The sequence below is a fragment of the Oenococcus oeni DSM 20252 = AWRIB129 genome, from assembly GCF_000372485.1.
GTDB lineage: Bacteria > Bacillota > Bacilli > Lactobacillales > Lactobacillaceae > Oenococcus > Oenococcus oeni.
Map to the genome: position 1 here is coordinate 39,667 of NZ_AQVA01000001.1, position 19,474 is coordinate 59,140.

At 38.5% G+C, this 19,474-nt stretch carries 19 protein-coding genes and 1 pseudogene; 16 read left to right on the plus strand and 4 right to left on the minus strand.

Annotation, left to right across the window (positions count from 1 at the left end):
- Window positions 1–3: 3 nt before the first annotated feature.
- Complete coding sequence (locus tag A3G9_RS0100195; RefSeq protein WP_002821615.1) at window positions 4–771, plus strand: DUF6198 family protein; 768 nt, start codon at window positions 4–6, stop codon at window positions 769–771.
- 19 nt (window positions 772–790) lie between these two features.
- Window positions 791–1,180 carry a VOC family protein gene (locus tag A3G9_RS0100200; RefSeq protein WP_002821618.1) on the plus strand — a complete coding sequence of 130 codons (390 nt, stop codon included), beginning with the start codon at window positions 791–793 and terminating at the stop codon, window positions 1,178–1,180.
- Window positions 1,181–1,235: 55 nt separating this feature from the next.
- Here A3G9_RS0100200 and budA read toward each other — a convergent pair whose 3' ends face one another.
- From budA to trxA, 3 genes are all read right to left on the minus strand, one after another.
- On the minus strand, window positions 1,236–1,952 hold the full coding sequence (budA, locus tag A3G9_RS0100205; protein ID WP_002821619.1) for an acetolactate decarboxylase: 717 nt from the start codon (window positions 1,950–1,952) through the stop codon (window positions 1,236–1,238).
- A gap of 2 nt (window positions 1,953–1,954) precedes the next feature.
- The gene (gene alsS, locus A3G9_RS0100210; RefSeq protein ID WP_002821620.1) at window positions 1,955–3,637 is read right to left on the minus strand and encodes an acetolactate synthase AlsS; all 1,683 of its coding nucleotides are present in this window, start codon (window positions 3,635–3,637) and stop codon (window positions 1,955–1,957) included.
- A gap of 114 nt (window positions 3,638–3,751) precedes the next feature.
- A complete protein-coding gene (gene trxA / locus A3G9_RS0100215) occupies window positions 3,752–4,066 on the minus strand; it encodes a thioredoxin (protein WP_002819541.1) in 315 nt (104 codons plus the stop codon).
- Window positions 4,067–4,180: 114 nt separating this feature from the next.
- Between trxA and A3G9_RS01000000109305 the strand changes: the two are divergent.
- The 10 genes and pseudogenes from A3G9_RS01000000109305 to A3G9_RS0100265 all read left to right on the plus strand — a co-directional run bounded on the left by A3G9_RS01000000109305 (window position 4,181) and on the right by A3G9_RS0100265 (window position 13,079).
- Window positions 4,181–5,555 (plus strand): annotated as a pseudogene (locus A3G9_RS01000000109305) (APC family permease).
- 2 nt (window positions 5,556–5,557) lie between these two features.
- Window positions 5,558–6,532, plus strand: coding sequence for a glycosyltransferase family 2 protein (locus tag A3G9_RS0100225; RefSeq protein ID WP_002821621.1), 975 nt, complete (start codon window positions 5,558–5,560; stop codon window positions 6,530–6,532).
- A gap of 28 nt (window positions 6,533–6,560) precedes the next feature.
- Window positions 6,561–7,373: a type I methionyl aminopeptidase gene (gene map / locus A3G9_RS0100230; protein ID WP_002819533.1), complete on the plus strand. Its 813-nt coding sequence runs from the start codon at window positions 6,561–6,563 to the stop codon at window positions 7,371–7,373.
- A 27-nt stretch (window positions 7,374–7,400) separates the two neighbouring features.
- Entirely contained in the window at window positions 7,401–8,216 is an 816-nt protein-coding gene (recX, locus tag A3G9_RS0100235; protein ID WP_002821623.1) for a recombination regulator RecX, read from the plus strand.
- Window positions 8,188–8,748 carry an NUDIX hydrolase gene (locus A3G9_RS0100240; protein WP_002821624.1) on the plus strand — a complete coding sequence of 187 codons (561 nt, stop codon included), beginning with the start codon at window positions 8,188–8,190 and terminating at the stop codon, window positions 8,746–8,748. Before recX ends, A3G9_RS0100240 begins: the two co-directional genes overlap by 29 nt.
- A 66-nt stretch (window positions 8,749–8,814) precedes the next feature.
- Window positions 8,815–9,369: a DUF402 domain-containing protein gene (locus tag A3G9_RS0100245; protein WP_002817031.1), complete on the plus strand. Its 555-nt coding sequence runs from the start codon at window positions 8,815–8,817 to the stop codon at window positions 9,367–9,369.
- Between the two features lie 79 nt (window positions 9,370–9,448).
- Complete coding sequence (gene gatC / locus A3G9_RS0100250; RefSeq protein WP_002819528.1) at window positions 9,449–9,751, plus strand: Asp-tRNA(Asn)/Glu-tRNA(Gln) amidotransferase subunit GatC; 303 nt, start codon at window positions 9,449–9,451, stop codon at window positions 9,749–9,751.
- A gap of 1 nt (window position 9,752) precedes the next feature.
- Window positions 9,753–11,216, plus strand: a complete 1,464-nt coding sequence (gatA, locus tag A3G9_RS0100255) for an Asp-tRNA(Asn)/Glu-tRNA(Gln) amidotransferase subunit GatA (protein WP_002821625.1) — start codon at window positions 9,753–9,755, stop codon at window positions 11,214–11,216.
- Window positions 11,216–12,649: an Asp-tRNA(Asn)/Glu-tRNA(Gln) amidotransferase subunit GatB gene (gatB, locus tag A3G9_RS0100260; protein ID WP_002819525.1), complete on the plus strand. Its 1,434-nt coding sequence runs from the start codon at window positions 11,216–11,218 to the stop codon at window positions 12,647–12,649. The genes gatA and gatB overlap by 1 nt, the downstream gene beginning before the upstream one ends.
- Window positions 12,650–12,887: 238 nt before the next feature.
- Window positions 12,888–13,079 (plus strand): hypothetical protein, encoded by a 192-nt coding sequence (locus A3G9_RS0100265; RefSeq protein WP_002819524.1) that lies wholly within the window; start codon window positions 12,888–12,890, stop codon window positions 13,077–13,079.
- A gap of 138 nt (window positions 13,080–13,217) precedes the next feature.
- On the opposite strand, the gene A3G9_RS0100270 is transcribed toward A3G9_RS0100265, so the two are convergent.
- A complete protein-coding gene (locus tag A3G9_RS0100270) occupies window positions 13,218–14,090 on the minus strand; it encodes a mechanosensitive ion channel family protein (protein WP_002821626.1) in 873 nt (290 codons plus the stop codon).
- Window positions 14,091–14,316: 226 nt separating this feature from the next.
- On the opposite strand from A3G9_RS0100270, the gene A3G9_RS1000000110300 reads away from it, so the two are divergent.
- The 4 genes from A3G9_RS1000000110300 to A3G9_RS0100285 all read left to right on the plus strand — a co-directional run bounded on the left by A3G9_RS1000000110300 (window position 14,317) and on the right by A3G9_RS0100285 (window position 19,450).
- Window positions 14,317–14,700 (plus strand): alcohol dehydrogenase catalytic domain-containing protein, encoded by a 384-nt coding sequence (locus A3G9_RS1000000110300; protein ID WP_236608172.1) that lies wholly within the window; start codon window positions 14,317–14,319, stop codon window positions 14,698–14,700.
- A gap of 21 nt (window positions 14,701–14,721) precedes the next feature.
- Window positions 14,722–15,336 carry a zinc-binding dehydrogenase gene (locus A3G9_RS1000000110305; RefSeq protein ID WP_236608173.1) on the plus strand — a complete coding sequence of 205 codons (615 nt, stop codon included), beginning with the start codon at window positions 14,722–14,724 and terminating at the stop codon, window positions 15,334–15,336.
- Window positions 15,337–16,120: 784 nt separating this feature from the next.
- Window positions 16,121–16,822: an ABC transporter ATP-binding protein gene (locus A3G9_RS0100280; RefSeq protein WP_002819521.1), complete on the plus strand. Its 702-nt coding sequence runs from the start codon at window positions 16,121–16,123 to the stop codon at window positions 16,820–16,822.
- A 9-nt stretch (window positions 16,823–16,831) separates the two neighbouring features.
- On the plus strand, window positions 16,832–19,450 hold the full coding sequence (locus tag A3G9_RS0100285; protein WP_002821627.1) for an ABC transporter permease: 2,619 nt from the start codon (window positions 16,832–16,834) through the stop codon (window positions 19,448–19,450).
- The last annotated feature ends 24 nt before the right edge of the window (window positions 19,451–19,474 follow it).

Here is a 19,474-nt window from a genome sequence, read left to right on the forward strand (position 1 = left end):
TCGATGTCTTCTAATATCTCAGCAACATCAAAAACAGAACCAATACAAAAAACACGAACAATTTCAATGCAGAGCTCAATTGCTTACTTCATCTTATCGCTGGTTATTAACTCAGCTGGAAATGTTTTGACACTGGTAACAAGTGCTAAAATCCATCCTTCTTATTTAGGAGCTGCTTATTGGACCGCTGCAACAGCAAATTTCGGAGATGCGCTTAATTGGAATCTTTTCTGGGCCTTTATTATTATTGGTGTTCTAACAGTAATTTTGAACGCGATTCTGATCGGTCATTGGTCTTGGTCAAGAGCAATCGGAAATATGATTTTTATGGTTCCTTTCTCAGCATTGATTCAGGTTTTCGCTGATTTTTTCAATGGTGTTTATCCGGTATTCAAAGGCTTGCCAGAAGCCCACAGTTTAGGAATGATCATTCTTTATATCGTTTTAAACTTCTTCGGTGTTGCCTTGATCGCAACTGCTATCTCGATTTATCAAAGAGTTAATCTGATTTTGCATCCGGCGGATGATTTAATGCAGGTTCTGCGTTTTAAATATTTCAAAGGCAATGCTGCAGCGGCGATGTGGGTATCCTATATTCCACCAACGGTTCTGGCAATCATTGCTTTAATTATCGATCACCAGTTTACAAATTTGGGCTTGGGCACGATTTTCGCCTTTCTCTTTCAAGGTGGAATTACCGGTTTTGCCGATAAGCGGGTCTTTCTCCATCTCCATCACCAGGCACTGGATGTTGGAAAACAAATTAATTAATAAAAAGGAGAATTTCAACATGGCATTAAAAAATTTCTTTACCGGAATTCAACACGTGGGTATTCCTTCGGCTGATTTGGATAAAACGATCGATTTCTATAAATCGCTTGGTTTTGAAGAAGCCGGATTGTTCAAAAACGGCAAGAATCGTTGTGCATTTATGCGCTTTGGCAATTTAACGATTGAAACATGGGAAGGCGATCCAGCGGTTATGAAGGCCGGTGCAATTAATCACATTTCCCTGAATACAACGGATATCGAAAAAGCTTTTAGCGCTGCTAAAGAACAAGGCCTACGTTTGGTTAATGATGAAATTCAATCAATCCCTTCGTTCTGGGATCGTGGAATTCGTTTCTTCAATATTCTTGGGCCAAATGAAGAAACAATTGAATTTTGTCAGATTCTTTGATTTTTCAAAAATAAGTTTTAAAAAAACGGATCAAATAACGGTCCGTTTTTATTATTTATTCTGTCTTTTCAATCGCTTTTTTTAAAGTTTCCAAGTCTAATTCGCGTCGGCGAAAATCGGGATTTTCAATTGGTAGATGCAACTGGAAATCCTGAAAAATCTGAACCTGGAGGTCGGCTTTTTTGATTTTAAAATCTAATAGGTGCCCTCCGAATTGACGATCATCGGAGAGAATGTGAAGGTGAAAGCCGGCCGCGGTTGTCCCTTCATACATCGCTGCTGAATAATAGCCAACCATCGTTGCCGTCAGTGAATCAACATGGAATTCATGTTGCGCTGCCGCGACCTTTGAAAATGGCGGGTATGGTTTTTCTTGTTTATCGGCTGATCGCGCCAAAACATTTGTAAATTCTCCGTGTACTCTAATTGCGGCAAAGACATTTTTAAGTTTATATTCTTCTTCAACCCTTTTTCGAAAACTATCGGAATCAAGATTAATTAGGCTTTCGCTCTTCAACTTTTGATCGAAGTAGTTAATATTTGCAAAGGGTGCTTTTTCGTGCTCGATGTCCATTTTTTGGACTTTTCCGCTGCTGGGGATTCCATAAGCCACCCCATCCAAAACTATTAATTCGACCCCGATTCCGGTTGTTGTACCAATACCGAAATCGCCGTGTTCGAGAAGATCTTTAAGCAGTATTGTCCCATCATATTGGCCATCCATAATTTGAGCCAAAGTGCCATGTTGATAAGCTTTTGTTAAATCTTTCATTTTTAATCCATACCTCCTTCGATCAATTCCGAATAAAGTTCGGTATCGTGCGAATAATCGACTGGAATATCGACCAAAACCGGTCCTTGATCCCAATTAAACGCCTCAGTCAAAACTTGGTCGATTTTTGTAGGATCATCTACACGCAAGCCTTTTGCTCCAAAGGATTCGGCAAACTTCACAAAATCGACTTGACCAAAATCGACTCCGGCTGATTTGCCGTACTTCATTTCCTCTTGGAATTTAACCATATCGTAATGTCCATGATCGTTAAAAATAATATGAACCAGATTTGATTTCAGTCGAACAGCTGTTTCCAATTCCGCGCTGGAAAACATAAAGCCGCCATCCCCGGATACACTGACAATTTTTTCATTTGGACGAACCAAACCTGCCGCAATTGCCCAAGGCAAAGCAACGCCCAGGGTTTGCATGCCGTCGGAAATTAAAAAATGACGCGGACGATATGAACGGAAGAAACGGCTCATCCATATATATACCGAGCCAACATCCAAAGTAACAGTCATATTATCGTCGACTTGTTTTTGAATGGCGTGAACAACATCCAAAGGATGGGACAGACCGACTTTTGCGACAAATTTTGGGCCGCCAGGCTCGCTTTTAAGCTGTTCACGGTATTTATTAAGCAAAGAATTGCTTTCTTTTGACAGCGAATAATTATTGAGCTGTTTGGCCAATAGATTAATTGTTACCGGCATGTCGCCGACTAATTGAATTTTCGGATTATAATGTGCATCGATCTGGGCATGGATCGAATCGATCGTTGCAATCGGCAGTTTATTATTCTTGTTCCAAACACGCGGTTCATATTCAACGGCATCATAACCGAGTGCAATTACCAAGTCGGAAGCTTTTAAGAGTTGATCGCCGGTTTGGTTGGCAAATAAACCAACACGCCCAAAAAACGATTGTTCTACCAAAGACCGATCGATAACACCGGCACCTTGAAATGTTTCGACAACCGGCAATTTAGTTGCGTGCAAAAAATCATGGAGAGCTTTGACGGTTTTTTCGTCGGAACCGCGTTGGCCAACCAAAATAACCGGCAATTTTGCCTGACGTATTTTACCTGCCAGGAACTCGATTTGTTCCGGACTGGCCGGACCAGCAGAAATATTTTCTACTTTTTCCAAGGCTTGACTCGATACCGGACTGTCGTCAACGTCTTGTGGGAGACTGATGAAAGAGGCTCCCTGAGGGGCCGCGCTGGCAATATCGAAGGCATTTGCAATTACTTCGGATAAGTTTTCTGCATCTTGTACCTCGGTCGTGAATTTTGTAATTCCATTGAACAAAAGTACTGAAGGAGTCGATTGGTGTGTTCGGCGATAAAGATCCTGTCTTTGAACTTGGCCGGCGATTGCGACAACCGGATCATTTTCAGTCTGTGCCGTCAAAATTCCGGTTGCCAGATTCGATGCTCCCGGTCCGGATGTTACGAGCACTACACCGGGTTTTCCGGTCAGACGTCCGACCGCTTGAGCCATGAAAGCTGCGTTTTGTTCGTGTTTTGTGATCACGAGTTTTGGAGCATTGGAATTATTTTCAATTACTTCAAAAAGCCGGTCTATTTTGGCTCCGGGAATGCCGAAAACATATTTAACGTCATGATTTAATAGGGACTCAAGAACCAGATCGGCCCCAAAACATTTCTTTTCTGTCATAAATAAATTCACCTCTGTCTTTTTTTGTATTTTAACACTTGTTAATTTTCATTGACAACAAAAAGCCTGCTTTAAACAGGCTTTTCTTCAATAAAGTATATAGTTTCACAAACTTTATTTTGTATATTTATCAATAATATCAGTCAACTGTTTTTGGTTGTGTACGCCAACGATCCGATCAACGACTTCACCGTCTTTTTTAACGATCAAGGTAGGGATCGCTTTAATTCCAAGTCCATTTGCCGTTTCCTGGTTTTGATCGACATCAATCTTGCCGAATTTAACACTCGACATTTCATTAGAAAGTTTTTCCAAGATAGGTGCCTGGATTTTACAAGGGGTACACCAAGTGGCCCAAAAATCAGTCACAGTCACGCCGGATTTGGTTGCTTCTTCAAACGAATCAGAATTTAATACTGAGATTGCCATATAATTCCTCCTTCTCTAGTTCTCATTGTACTTACTTACAATAAGTAATGCAAAAATAATTTAAGAAAGTACTTGCTTTGAGGTTGCTGGAGCCTTTATACTTAATCGAAAATCATGATCGAAAACGAAAAACAACTCAAACGAAACTTCGGCTTTTTTGGTACTTTATCTCTTGTTATTGGAACAGTCATCGGTTCCGGTATATTTTTTAAGCAAGGACGTGTTTTGCAGGAAGCCGGATCCACTAAAATGGCGCTTTTGGCCTGGTTCGTTGGTGGGGTTTTAACCCTTTCTTCAGCGATGTCGGTTGCCGAACTCGGTTCGGAAATGCCACAGACTGGTGGTATTTATATATATTAGTAAGATATTTGGAAAATTCTGGGGTTTCTTGGCTGGTTGGATGCAGATCTCTTTTTATGGACCGGCTTTGATTGCGTCCGTCTCTTACTTTTTTTCGACTTTGTTTGTCACTTTTTTTAAGCTGCCGACAAAAATAACGTTTTTTTATTTTTCGATGCGAAGTGTTGTGGCTGTTTCGATACTTGCGTGCATTTTGATTGCACTGATGAATATGCTGGAAAACCGAGTTAGTCGGACTTTTGCAATTACGACGACTGTTATTAAGATGATTCCTATTTTTGCTTTGATTCTGTTCGGTCTGTTTTTTGGTAAGACCGGCGCGACTGGAAGCGCAATTTCAGTTCTATCCGAACAGGTTGATAAGGGCAATTTTGGTGTTGCTGTTTTGTCTACATTGTTTGCTTATGGTGGCTGGGTAATTATTTCCAATCTTGGAGGCGAGATCAAAAATGCCCAAAAAAATCTGCCTCGTGCAGTCACAATTGGGATTTTTATCGTTCTGCTGGCTTATATGGGTGTTTCTTTTGGTGTTTTCAGCTCTTTGCCAGGAAAAGAAATTGTTTCTCTTGGCGATCATGCTCCTTTTCATATTATGCAGGAAGCCTTTGGTTCGCTTGGTGGCCGGCTCATGGATATTGGGGTTATGATTTCGGTGATTGGGACTTTGAACTCGAAAATTCTAAGTTTCCCCAGGGTCGTTTTTGAAATGGCCGATCACGGGCAATTGCCATTTTCGAGTTTTTTCCATACTTTGGGCAAAAAATCAAAAACACCCAATTATGCGACGGCATTTGAAATCCTGATTGCGGCGCTCTTATTGAATGCTTTTTCCTCTTCTCAGGATCTTTCCGATTGGTTGGTTTTTGTCAGTTTTCTCTTTTATCTTTTGACTTTTGTGGCTGTCTTTATTTTGCGTCATCAGTTAAAACGCAAACCGCATTTCGCAGCTCCTTTGCATCCGCTTTTTCCAATTTTGGCGATTGCCGGTACTCTATTCATTGAGATTTCGACGATTGTCAATGCATTAAATGATTCAACTGGGGAACAGCTTTTCGGAATTACAATCTCGCTTTTAACTGTTGCACTTGGAATTCCGCTTTATTACTTAAGGAAGTCTTATAAACTATAAGTATGCAGGAAACAGTTTATCCTTCGTTAGCAATCATTGTGCCTGTTCATAACGAAGAGGAAAATATTCATATTTTTTATGACACTGTTAAAAAAAATTTGACAGCCGAAGGTTTGCTATCATTGCCGGACGCCTTTAAGCATTTAAAATATGATTTTTGGTATATCGATGACGGTTCGATTGATCGAACCTTACTTGAGATCAAACAACTTCAACTGAAAGATTCCTCGGTCCACTTCGTTTCCTTCTCGCGAAATTTTGGTAAGGAAGCCGCCATTTATGCCGGTCTGACTTATGCAAAAAAATATGATTATGTTGTTTTGATGGATGTTGACTTGCAGGATCCACCAGCTCTTTTACCGAAGATGCTTGGAAAATTAGTCAATGAACAATTGGATAGCGTTGCTACCAGAAGGTTGGACCGCAAGGGAGAAAAGCCGTTAATTAGTTTCTTTTCAAATCTCTTTTATGAATTTATTTCCAAGATTTCATCGACAAAACTCGTCAGTGGAGCACGCGATTATCGAATTATGAGTAGACAAATGGTTAAAGCTGTTTTGTCGATGCCGGAAAATCAGCGTTTTTCCAAGGGACTTTTCACTTGGATTGGTTTTAGAACCGAATATATCAGTTATAAAAACGTTCAAAGAAAGAAAGGACAAACAAAATGGAGTTTTTGGAAACTCTTTAAATACGCAATTTCTGCACTTATTTCTTTTTCGACGGTGCCTTTAACGTTGGTAACTGTATTGGGTTTTTTAACAACTTTGCTTGCAGTGGTTGGCGGTATTTTTGTAATTGTTCGTAAATTACTTGATCCGGCAATTGCAATTGGCGGCTGGACAACGATTACGGTTATCATTATGTTTTTTGGCGGTCTGCAAATGTTCAGTCTCGGAGTTGTCGGCAGATATATTTCAGCGATTTTTTTAGAGTCGAAGAGAAGGCCGATTTATGTCGAGAAAGAGAGCAAGTAGGTCAAAAAGAAGGCATATAATCGGAAGTATGATTACTTTGAAAAGTATTAATGAAATAAAGGAAATGGATCAAGCCGGTCAAGTAATTGCCGGTATGCATCACATGCTGCGTGATTTGATTAAACCAGGACTCGATACTTGGGAAATCGAAGAAAAATCACGGGCCTATATAGAAAACCATGGCGCGATTGCCAGCCAAATCGGTTTTGAAGGCTTCAAATATGCTGTTACGGTATCTGTTAATAACGAAGTTGCCCATGCCTTTCCGCGCAAAGGACTTATTTTGGAAAATGGTGATTTAGTTAAAGTTGATACTGTTGTCGAAAAGGATCACGGTCTGGCCGATTCGGCCTGGACTTATCGGGTCGGGACTGTCAGCCCGGAAATCGAACGCTTATACGAAGTTGCCCATAAAGCACTTTATGTCGGGATCGATCATGCGCTTGTCGGAAATAGAATTGGCGATATTGGCGCAGCGATCGATCATTTCGTAACTGACGAAAACCACTTCGGAAACGTTCGCGAATATATCGGCCACGGTATTGGACCGACGATGCACGAGGATCCTCAGGTTCCTCATTTTGGTGTTGCCGGGCATGGTTTGCGTCTCCGCCCGGGGATGACGATTACGATTGAACCGATGGTAAATACCGGTACCTGGGAAGTCACAACCGATTATGCAGGCGATGGTTGGACTGTGGCGACCAAAGATGGTGGCTGGTCGGCTCAATTTGAACATACGATTGTTATTACACATGACGGTCCCAAGATTCTCACTTCTCAGGACCCGGAAATTGACGATAAATATTTGATCAAAAATTGGGATAATTTCGAAATATAATTTTTTTATTCTCAGTGCATTAACTAAATGACAAAAAAAATAACAAAAATTTCAGCTCAAAAGAGTAAAGGCCGTTATAACTTGGATTTAGACGGTAAATTTGCTTTTGGGATTTCAGAGATGACTTTGATTAAATTTGGTTTGGCGAAAAATCGCGAACTGAACGAAAAAAAAATCAATGAAATAAAAAAGTACGAAGATATTGCCCGGGCAATTTCCAAGTCTTTGAATTATTTATCACACCATTTAAGAACTGAAAAAGAAATTTTTGATAAATTACGCAGTTTGGAATTTAATAATGCAACGATCAAAGCGGCGATCGCACGTTTGAAAGATGAAAAATATCTCGATGATAAGATTTATGCCGAGAATTTTGTCCGCACACAGGCTAATCTACAGGCGGCCGGGCCGTTGGTTATTTCGCAGAAATTAAAATTAGTCGGTATTCCCAATACCGATATCGAAGCGGCTTTGGCGGTTTATGAAACTAACGATCAAATGGAAAATGCTCTTTCTCTAGCTGAGAAATATCAAAAACATTATTCCAAGAATTCGATTATCAAGCAGAAACAAAAAATCAATCAAGCACTTTATGCAAAAGGCTACGATTCGGATTTAATTAAGGCGACAATTGATAAATTGGTTTTCGAGGAAGATAATCAGCAGCAATTAGAGAATGCACGCCGGACAATTAATCACATTTGGTCTCGTTATGATAAATATGGTCGCGAGAAAGCTTATCGTGCTCGCAGTTATTTATATGGGAAAGGTTTCCCGGTTGAAATCATTGATCAGGTAATTGGAGAGAAAGAAAATGACGGAACAGGGTCGGATTTTAAATGAAAAAAAAGAGTTTCATGGATTTATTTTTGACGTTGTCAGCCGAAAGATTAAGACTCCGGATGGCCTGACAGTTGAGCGGCAGGTTGTTTTACACGGCAATGCGGTTGCTTTTATTGCTCCTGTGCCCGTTGATAATCAAATCAAATTTGCTTTAGGGACCGAATATCGAGCTGGGCTTAACCAAGAAAGAACCAGTTTCCCGGCTGGTTTGATCAATCCCGGTGAAGATCCGAAAACGGCTGCTTTAAGAGAAGCTCGCGAGGAAATCGGGTTGCAATATCGCGATGCACAGGAGATATTTTGTATCAGTACCAGCGAAGGTTTTACAAACGAAGCGACCCATTTAATGCTTCTAACCGATTTACAGGGAAAGACGGACAAAAATTTCGATCCAAGTGAGTTTGTGAAAACTGTTTTCTTTTCATTTGAAGAATTGGAAGAAAAAATTCTTTCCAAAAAAATTACCACAGCCCCTGGAATTATCGGTTACCAGTGGATGAAAATGCACCCGGAAGTTCTTGAGAAACTTTAGTCGAAATTTTCGCTCCTTTCACTGTGATAAACTTTAATCGAAGACGAAATGTCTTGAGGTAGGATTATGACTAAAGACGCAGCTCGCAATCCGCGGGAAGGCGACTTTATCACGATCAAAAGTTACAAGCACGACGGCCATTTACATCGGACTTGGCGTGACACGATGGTTTTGAAAACCAGTGAAAATTCTCTCATTGGTTTGAATGATCATACACTTGTTACCGAAGATGACGGTCGGCGTTGGGTTACCCATGAACCGGCACTTGTATATTTTCACAATAAGTATTGGTTTAATATTATCGCGATGATTCGTAATGATGGTGTTAGTTATTACTGCAACCTTGCCAGCCCATACGTTATGGATAAAGAAGCTTTAAAGTATATCGATTATGATTTGGATATTAAAGTCTTAACAAATGGGACTAAGCACCTTTTGGATGCAGATGAATATATTGCTCATGGGCAGCTTTGGAATTATCCTCCGGAAATTGATGAGATTTTAAAGGCTCACACGAAAATCCTCATTCAGATGATCAATAGCAATGCCGGTCCTTTTTCACAAGAATATGTTGATCTTTGGTATTCGCGGTATAAAAGTCTTGTAAAACGCAAAAAGTGATAAGTCGTAAGCGGAATCTAATTCCGCTTTTTCTTTTTGCTTCGCGGTTAAACTGTTAAAATTTTATCAAGGAGGAACTATGTCAGAATCATTACCACGTGAAGATGCAGCTCATGTAGCCAAGCTTGCAAAACTTCATTTTAACGATCAGCAATTAAATCTTTTCACTGGTCAGTTAGCAAATATTTTGGATTTAGTAGAAACATTAAACGAAGTTGATACCGACGGCGTTAAACCAACTTATACTGTTTCTGATAATATCAATGTTCTAAGAGAAGATGTTGCCGTCAAGTCCAATCAAAAGAACGAATTATTGGCTAATGCGCCTGAAACCCAGGATGGCCAAATTAAAGTTCCAGCAATTATTGACGAGGAAAGCTAAAATGACTGATTTTTTTAATGAAAATTTAACAAGTTTACACAAAAAATTAGTCGATAAGGAAATTTCTGCGACTGAGCTTACAAAAGAAGCCCTTAATAAGTCGAAAAGTTCTCAAAGCGAAATCAATGCCTTTATCACGATTGATGATGAAGGGGCTTTGAAACGAGCTGCTGAAATTGATGCTGTTGGAATAGATCCGGATAATATCCTCTCCGGTATTCCCTTTGCGATTAAAGATAATATCGTTACCAAGGGCCTAAAAACAACGGCAGCTTCGCATATTCTTGATAATTTCGTGCCAGTTTATGATGCGACTGTTATCGAAAAACTGAATGAATTGGGGATTGTCACAATCGGCAAGACCAATATGGACGAGTTTGCGATGGGCGGCTCAACTGAGACCTCTTATTTTGGTAAAACTGCTAATGCTTGGGACCATACAAAAGTTCCTGGTGGTTCATCAGGTGGATCGGCTTCTTCGGTTGCTTCGGGAGTTATCCCGGTTGCCTTGGGTTCGGATACTGGTGGCTCGATTAGACAACCAGCAGCCTTTAATGGAATCGTAGGTTTAAAACCCACTTATGGTCGCGTTTCGCGTTGGGGCTTGATTGCCTTTGGTTCTAGTCTTGATCAGATTGGTCCTCTAACAAGAACCGTTGAAGATAATGCTCGTGTTTTAGCGGCAATCTCCGGAAAAGACCAACGGGATACAACGACTGAGGATCAATCGGTTCCTGATTTTACAAAGGGAATTAAGAAGGGTGTTAAAGACTTGCGAATTGGTGTTCCCAAAGAATACTTCGCCAAGGGCATCGATGAAGGGGTCAAAGATGTCGTTAAAAAGGCGATTGCCAAATATGAATCATCGGGGGCAAAAGTTGATGAAGTCTCTCTTCCTCATTCCAAATACGGAATAGCCGCTTATTATATTTTGGCTTCATCGGAAGCTTCTTCTAATTTGGAACGTTTTGACGGTATTCGCTATGGTTTTTCTGCTCGTCAGGATGGTCAAACGTTGGAGGATTTATATGTTAGAACTCGTTCCGAAGGTTTTGGTGATGAAGTAAAACGCCGAATTATGTTAGGCACTTTTGCTTTGTCGGCTGGTTTTTACGATGCTTATTTCAAAAAAGCAGCTCAAGTGCGTACTTTGATTGTTAATGATTTTGCCAAAGTTTTTGAAAATCACGATATTATCTTGGGACCGACAACGACTTCACCGGCTTTCGATCTTGGTTCAGAAAATGACGATCCTGTGAAAATGTATATGAATGACTTGTTGACAATTCCGCTCAATTTGGCCGGTTTGCCAGGAATGTCGATTAATGCCGGTTTCACCGACGGTTTGCCGGTTGGCCTGCAAATTATCGGCAAACGTTTTGATGAAAGTACAATTTACAAAACAGCCTACGCTTTTGAGCAGGACAGTCAATTATTTACTAAACATCCGGGGGTGAATTTCTAATGTCGAGCTTTGAAACCACGATCGGACTTGAAGTCCATGTTGAATTAAAAACGAAATCGAAGGCTTTTTCTCTTTCACCGGTTAATTTTGGTGATCCAGCTAACGAGAATACCAATGTAATCGATTGGGGCTATCCCGGTGTTTTGCCAAGCGCCAATAAGGGCGCTTTGGAATCCGGTATGATGGCAGCTCTGGCCTTGAATGCACAAATTACCCGCGATGTTCATTGGGACCGGAAAAACTATTTTTATCCAGATAATCCAAAGTCCTATCAAGTTACCCAACAGCAAACACCGATCGGTCATGATGGTTACGTTGAAATAAAAAAAGAAGACGGTACGAGCAAACGAATTGGTATTAAAGAATTACATGTCGAAGAGGATGCGGGAAAAAATTCTCATTCCGGTAAGGGCTATTCTTTGGTGGATCTTAATCGTCAAGGGACGCCATTGGTCGAAATTGTTTCTCAACCAAATATTTCCAGTCCCGATGAAGCTTATCTATATTTGGAGAAACTGCGTCAATTAATTCAATTTACGGGCATTTCCGATGTTAAGATGCAAGAAGGATCGATGCGGGTTGATATTAACATTTCTGTTCGCCCGATTGGAGCAGAAAAGTATGGTACTAAGGTTGAGATTAAGAACGTCAATTCTTTCCAATATGCGAAAAATGCCTTGGCCTATGAGGAACAACGCCAACGTGACGAATTGATGGCTGGTCATATAATTGGTCAGGAAACCCGTCGTTTCGACGAACCAACGAAGTCGACAATTTTGATGCGGGTTAAGGAAGGCGCGGACGATTATCGTTATTTTCCGGAACCGGATCTTCCAGTGATTCATGTTTCCGATGAATGGATTAAAGCGGTTAAATCGAGTTTGCCCGAAACTGCCGATGATCGTATCGCCCGTTACATTAATAAATTTGCTCTCTCTAAAAAGGAGGCCGCTGTTTTAACCCAGACACTTGAGATGGCTAATTTTTACGATCAAGTCGTTGATGATGGTGCTGATCCAAAACGAACTGCGAATTACTTGATTGGGGATGTAAACGCCTATTTGAATGAAACCCAACTTGATTTGCAGGACACAAAATTGACGCCTGGACATCTATCCGGGATGATTAAATTAATCGACAACGGAACAATTTCAACCAAGCAGGCAAAGAAGGTTTTCACGGCAATTACGGATGGCGAAGAACCAAAAGCCTATGTCGAGAAAAACGGTCTGGTTCAGCTATCGGATCCGAACAAGCTAACGCCGATCATTAATCAAATACTGGATGATAATCAACAGTCAATTGATGATTTTAAAGGCGGCAAAGATCGTGCAATTGGTTATTTGACTGGGCAGGTCATGAAAAAAACTCACGGCAATGCCAATCCAAAAATTGTTCACGAAATTTTGCTGGCCGAGCTTAAAAAAAGATAATTAGTAATTAAATTAATAAAAGCATGTTTAAGTCTTAGATTTATTTCTAAGGCTTTTTAAGTAAAAAATTGTTTTTATTTGGTTCTTAATTTAAGGATTCTTTAATAAGTGATCTGTGTTAATCGATATTAATATGAGAAAGTTTAAATCATGTTCGATCACTCTAGATTATTAACTGCTAAACGAAGACAATTATCAATAGGAAGAAATTGTAGAGATTTTTAAATGGGGTTTGGGAATGAATAAAAACAATCACGAAGAGAAGAAACTATTTAATATATTGACTTATACATATTTGGCTTTCTATTTGGTAGCTTTGTTATTAATGATAGTGAATGTTGTTTTTGGCAAGAGTTTCTTATTCTATTTGGCACTGGTATTTTTGATAGTTGGGATTTTTATTGATATTGCTTCTAATTTCATCAACTGAATCATTGTATCCGTTGCCAATACAATAAATAATAAATTAATAAAAGAATTTCTACCCCCTATTAGAACCATTAAAACAGATATGCTTTCCACCTTGAATTTTAAAGAGAAAATTAAAAAATTAATAGCTTTAAATTTATTATTTATTTGTTTTGATTTCGTTTTTTTGTTCTGCTGATCTTTTTTTCAATTCTTCTTGTTCAATTGCTTTTAGATAGCTGCTTGTCAATTGAGCCTTGATCTTTGATTGTTGGCCGTTTTTAACAAACAAAATAATCGTAATGCCAAAAGTATTGTTGTTTTCTAATACAACCGGGGCCTGTATTTGCGGTTGACTTATGATTGAATTATTTTTATTCAAAATAGTTTCATTTACATTTTTGATAGCTTTGATTGCCAAAGGGCTTTGCTGAACATTTTTGATCGGAATGTCAATTTGGACACGCATGTTGGCTCGGGATTGATTGTTGATGGTTGTGATACTGCTGTTAGTTATATAGTTTAAACCGCCGTCGGTGTCTTTAATAGTGGTGATCCGTAAACCAAAAGCGACCACCCGCCCGCTGATATTACCGTTTATTATGACGCTGTCGCCAACTTCCATCTGTTGTTCGAGCAAAATTAGAAATCCGGAAATAATATCGCGAATAATGCTTTGGGCTCCCAACCCAACCACGACTGTTACAATCCCAGCACTGGCAACTAAAGTGCCAATTGGGAAACCCAGTGCGCTTAAAATTGTATATAAATAGAAGAAAACAATGAAATAGCGAACAGTATTACGTGTTAGAGTGTGAAGCGTATCTGCTCTTTTTTTGTTGATTCGGCGCGATCTCAAATAGGTATCGAAACTTCGATCGAGCAGAAAAACAGCCAGTCGATTAATTATCCAAAAGATGATTGAATAAATTATTATTTGTATGATCGAATCGAGAATTTTAGGGCCAATTATTTCCCAGTTGAATTTTTGCCAATAATTAGCGAAAGTCTTTATTAAATTATTTGTAATCATAGACGGTTTTCTTTCTTTAACAACTTTATGTTCATTTTAAACGAGCTTCCTTCCTTTGACTATTAACCGACATAAATCGTTTTTATTTTCTTTGCTTAATCTGTTTAAATTTCGAATATTCAAGTACTTCTTAGAATTTTGGATTAACTGAAAAGTGGATGCGCTTTCATTTGTATGATAAAGGAAGTACAATTAACTTATTATTAATAAGGAAAGTGTGATTTGTATGAAACAAGTTCAAGTTACTGCTGTCGGAGAAAATTCGTTTGTTGATGTCGACCAACCACAAGTGGGTCGACAGGATGTTTTAATTAAAATTAAGGCTAATGGAATTTGTGGGTCTGATACCTTCTACACTTCAATTGGTGGAATTCCACCACGCCAAGGCCATACTCCATTGGGACATGAAGCAGCTGGTATTGTGGCCGATATCGGTTCGGATGTAGATGACGTTTCCATCGGAGATCACGTGGTGATCAATCCGATGGCGGCTGAAGATGGCATTATTGGTAATGGTGGCGTACAGGGTGCTTTATCAGACTATGTCAATTTAATTAATGCCAAAGCTAACCGGAATTTCCGAATTATTCCAAAAAATATTCCTTGGTAAGTTGCTGCTTTAAATGAGCCGATGGCGGTTGCGCAGCATGCTGTGAATCGTTCCAAAGCGAAAGCTGATAGTAAAGTTGCTGTTTTTGGGGCAGGACCAATTGGCCTGGGAGCAATTATTAGTTTAAAGGCTTTAGGAGTTAAGAACGTCGTCGCGATCGATATTATTCCTGAAAGATTACAAAAGGCTTTGGATGTTGGTGCCGATTCAATCATTGATTCCGGCAAAGAAGACGTATTGGAACAATTAATTAAGTTTCATGGTCAAGGGCTGGAAAAAGTTCCAAGCGGAAATAAACGTTCGGCTACCGATATTTATATCGATGCAGCCGGAGCTTCGATTGTTCCAAAAACAGTTTTTAAAATTGCCCAATACCGTGCTGTTTATACAATTGTTGCTGTGCACAAAAAAGAAGTTCCTGTGAATTTCGGCGATCTACTCGATAGAGAGTTGGACATCAGACTTTCAGTCGGCTATCCAACTGAAATTTTTCAGGTAACTGATAATATAATCAAGTACCCGGAACTATACGCTAAAATTATCAGCAATGTTTTCCCGTTTTCGGATGCCTTAAAGGCTTTGAAAACCGCCGCAACGCCCGGCGCAGCGGACAAAGTTGTTGTTTCTTTTGACTGATATTGTTGCACCGCGGTTTGTGTGTATGCTTGATTTAATTATTCTAGGATTACTTTGGTTTAACTTTATTTTTATTTAATATTTGATTTACTTAGCTTTAACTAATCGGCGTTATCTTATGTTTTGTAGCCAGTTTTCAGCTGGCTACAATCGCAGCAGCATAATTAAATAGCTTCAATACTTGAAATTGATATATTTTTCATGAGAAAACTTTAAGTTTCCCAGTACAATATTTATTATGATAAGGCGCCAGTTCATTAGCTGGCGCTTTTTTGTCAAATTAAAAACTCACAGCAAAGATACGATTATGAAGCTTCACTATGAGTTATTTCAATGATTTTAGTAATGTGTAAGCGCCCGTTTTTCAAGAAGAGGAGTTATTTTGAATCGGATAATAAAGAGTACCCTGCAAGCGCTTACAAGAAATCATTCTAACACCGCTCTTAACTGCTCAGAGTATGTTTTGGAAGTCAAAACGTCTTTGGTCTAAACCAATTTGCGTACATTATTGGAATTCCTTAACCTACAGTACTTTTGAATCAGATTTTTTGTAGTTATCGAAATAGCAGAATATTTGCAATTATATTGTCATTTTTATTTCTTTTTTTAATAACAGTTCAATATTTTTTTCTTAGATGAAAGGAACTTATAAAATTATTTTTAATAAATTATTTTTTTGCTCAATATTTCATGGACTAAAGTTTTTTATATTGAGATTTGATTATTAATCCAGGATAATGTTTTTTATTAGATAGTCTGTTTAATAATTAATGGGGAACTTAATATGGCTTATATTCAGGTCAAAAACGAATTTAAACGTTATAAAATGGGTGAAATCGAGATCGTCGCCAATGACGATCTTTCTTTTGAGGCTGAACGAGGAAAACTAACCGTTATTCTTGGACCAAGCGGTGCTGGAAAGTCAACCATTTTAAATATTTTGGGTGGTATGGACTCGCCAACCGAGGGTAAAGTCATTGTAGATGGCACTGATATTGCTGTTTTCAATGAGAAACAATTAACTGAATATCGGCGTCAGGATATTGGCTTTGTTTTTCAATTTTACAATTTAATACCGAATCTTACGGCAAAAGAGAATGTTGAATTAGCTTCTTCGGTTGTAAAAAGCGGCCTTGATGCCTCCGAAGTATTGAAAGATGTCGGTTTAGAGAAACGATTGGACAATTTTCCTTCCCAATTGTCCGGTGGCGAACAGCAGCGCGTTGCTATTGCGCGAGCTTTGGTTAAAAATCCCAAGATACTTTTATGCGACGAACCAACCGGCGCGTTGGATTATGAAACTGGCAAACAAATTCTGAATTTATTACAAAGTGCCAGCCAAACATATAATAAAACCGTTCTGTTGATTACACATAATTCAGCAATCGCTGAAATGGCCGACAGAGTTATTAGAATCAATGACGCCAAAGTAGCTTCCGTTCAGGATAATGCAAAACCGATTCCGATTTCGGATATAAAGTGGTAGGAAATTTCAATGAAACCCTTAACTAAAAATATGTGGCGTGCCATCAAAAACCCCTTGGGAAGATTTATTGCGATTGTTTTAATTATTATGCTTGGAGTTTTAATTTTTGTCGGCGTGAAAGCTTCAGGACCCAGCTTAAATGATTCTTTGAGTAAAACGTTACTTAATACTAAATTGAGCGACATCCAAGTCCTTTCAACAACCGGCTTTGACAAAAAAGATATTAAAATTGCCGAGAAGCTTTCCGATGCAAAAGCCGAAGCCGTTAAATTTAAATATGTTTTAGCAGGTAAAGACAAGTCTGCAGTGGCTTTGTTTGGATACCAGTCTCAGCAAAAGCAAAATAAATTAATTCTGCGCAGCGGAAGATTGCCAAAGTCCAAAAATGAAATTGTTTTGGATAATAGAGCCAAAACAAAATATGGATATAAGTTAGGGCAAACATTTACTTTTCTTAAATCAGCAAATTTAAAACAACGGAAATATAAGATTGTTGGTTTCGCTGATTCGCCAATGTATATTGACAATACAGAAAGAGGAACAACCAATATCGGTGACGGAACGGTTCATTTTTTTGCCTATATACCTGATAATCAAATGAACCTTGATTCTGCGACTTTGTTGAATATTAGATTCGACAGTTTGCAAAAATACAGCAGTTTTGGCAATCACTACCAGGACCAAATTAACAAGAAAATAATTCAATTAAAAAAACTTTTTAAAACTCGCTCAAAAATACGAAGCAGCCAGATCTTAAATAAAACACTTAGCGTTATAGAAGGAAAACAAAAACAACTGAATCAGGCCAAAAATGAAGTTGATCAAGCGAAAAAACAATTGGTCGAAAAATCCGGTGGTCTTGTCAAAACAACACCTAAACTGGATCAACAAGAAAAAAGATTGAATGTTCAGCAGAAGAAACTTAGTGGACTTTTAAAAAAGGCCAATCAAAATTCCAAAACGGTTTATACTTGGCAAACACGTGAAGATTTGCCGGGATTTTCCACTTATGGAGACAGTTCGAATCGAATTTCAGCAATCGCAAATGTATTCCCGGCGTTCTTTTTCTTGATTGCTGCCCTGATTACTTTCACAACCATTACGAGAATGATCGAAGAAGCTCGTGGACAGATTGGCATTTTTAAGGCCTTGGGATACTCTAAATTTTCAATCGCCCGCAATTATATTGGTTATGCTTTAATGGCAGGAATGGCCGGTACAATTATTGGTGCACTAATCGGTAATAATTTTTTGCCACGAATTGTATTGTCTTTGTATAAAAATTACATACCAATCGTTGCTGTTGTGAAATTTCAATGGGGATTTTTTGCCTTATCTATTTTATTTTCATTAATCGCAACCACGGACGCTGCTATAATTGTTGTTTTTAACGAATTATCAGAAAAACCAGCAGCATTGATGCAGCCGAAATCACCTAAATCGGCTAAAAAAATTTTGCTGGAGAAGATTAAACCTCTTTGGTCATCGTTAAATTTTAAACAGAAGATTAGTTACCGCAATCTTTTTCGATACAAATCGAGAATGTTTATGACAATTATCGGAATTGCCGGTGGAACAGCACTGATCCTCACCGGTTTTGGGATACAAAATTCAATTGCTGCCAGTGGTACGCGTCAATTCAACGAACTAACCAAATATCAAGCACTCATTAGACTGAAAAGTGCAAAAAGCGAAAATCGGGTTCTTGGAACCTTACAAAAAAATAAACGCTATAAAAGTCACGTTGATATTTCTTCTGATATTGGCAAAATTCAAGCAAATGGGAAACAGGTGAGCGATACTGGCATTTATGTCCCGAAAGAAAATAGTCGGTTTTATCAGTACGTTAACCTTAGGAGAGTTAATTCCAATCAAAAAATAACTTTGCCAAAGAAAGGTGTCGTAATTACTCAAAAAATTGCTGCTGTTCTAAATATAAATGTTGGCGATAAAATTAGAATCACCACTAGCAGCGGTATAAAGGCCCAGGCTGAAGTTAAGGCTATTGCTGAAAACTTTGTTGGTAATTTTATGTATATGAGCCAGTCCTCTTATACAAAACTATTTAGCCACAAGGCCAACTGGAACAGCTTTCTAATTAGGCTAAAAACACAAACAGAAAAGCAGCGTAACAAGCTGTCTAATCAATTGATCGAAAAAGATGATGTTTTGGGTGTCACTTATTCAGAGGATCAAAAAAATACTGTTTCAAATATGTCCTCTAGTTTAATTCCGATTATTTTGATTCTTATTTTGTTATCAGGAATACTGTCTTTTGCTGTTTTGTATAATTTGACGAATATTAATATTTCCGAGCGTATACGTGAATTATCAACCGTTAAGGTACTTGGTTTTTATGATAAGGAAGTAACCATGTATGTTGTGCGGGAGAACATTGTTTTAACTATTATTGGAATCTTTACCGGCTATATTGTCGGAAATTTGCTTACCTGGTATATTCTTCAGCAGGCAGAAACCGATCAAGTAATTTTTCCATTGACGATTCATTTATTTGGTTATATTGCGTCAACATTTTTGATGATTTTATTTACCGTGATTGTCATGTTTATTACACATCAGCGATTAAAAAATATTGATATGGTATCGGCACTGAAATCGAATGAATAGCAAAGAAATTAAAAGTTCTATTTT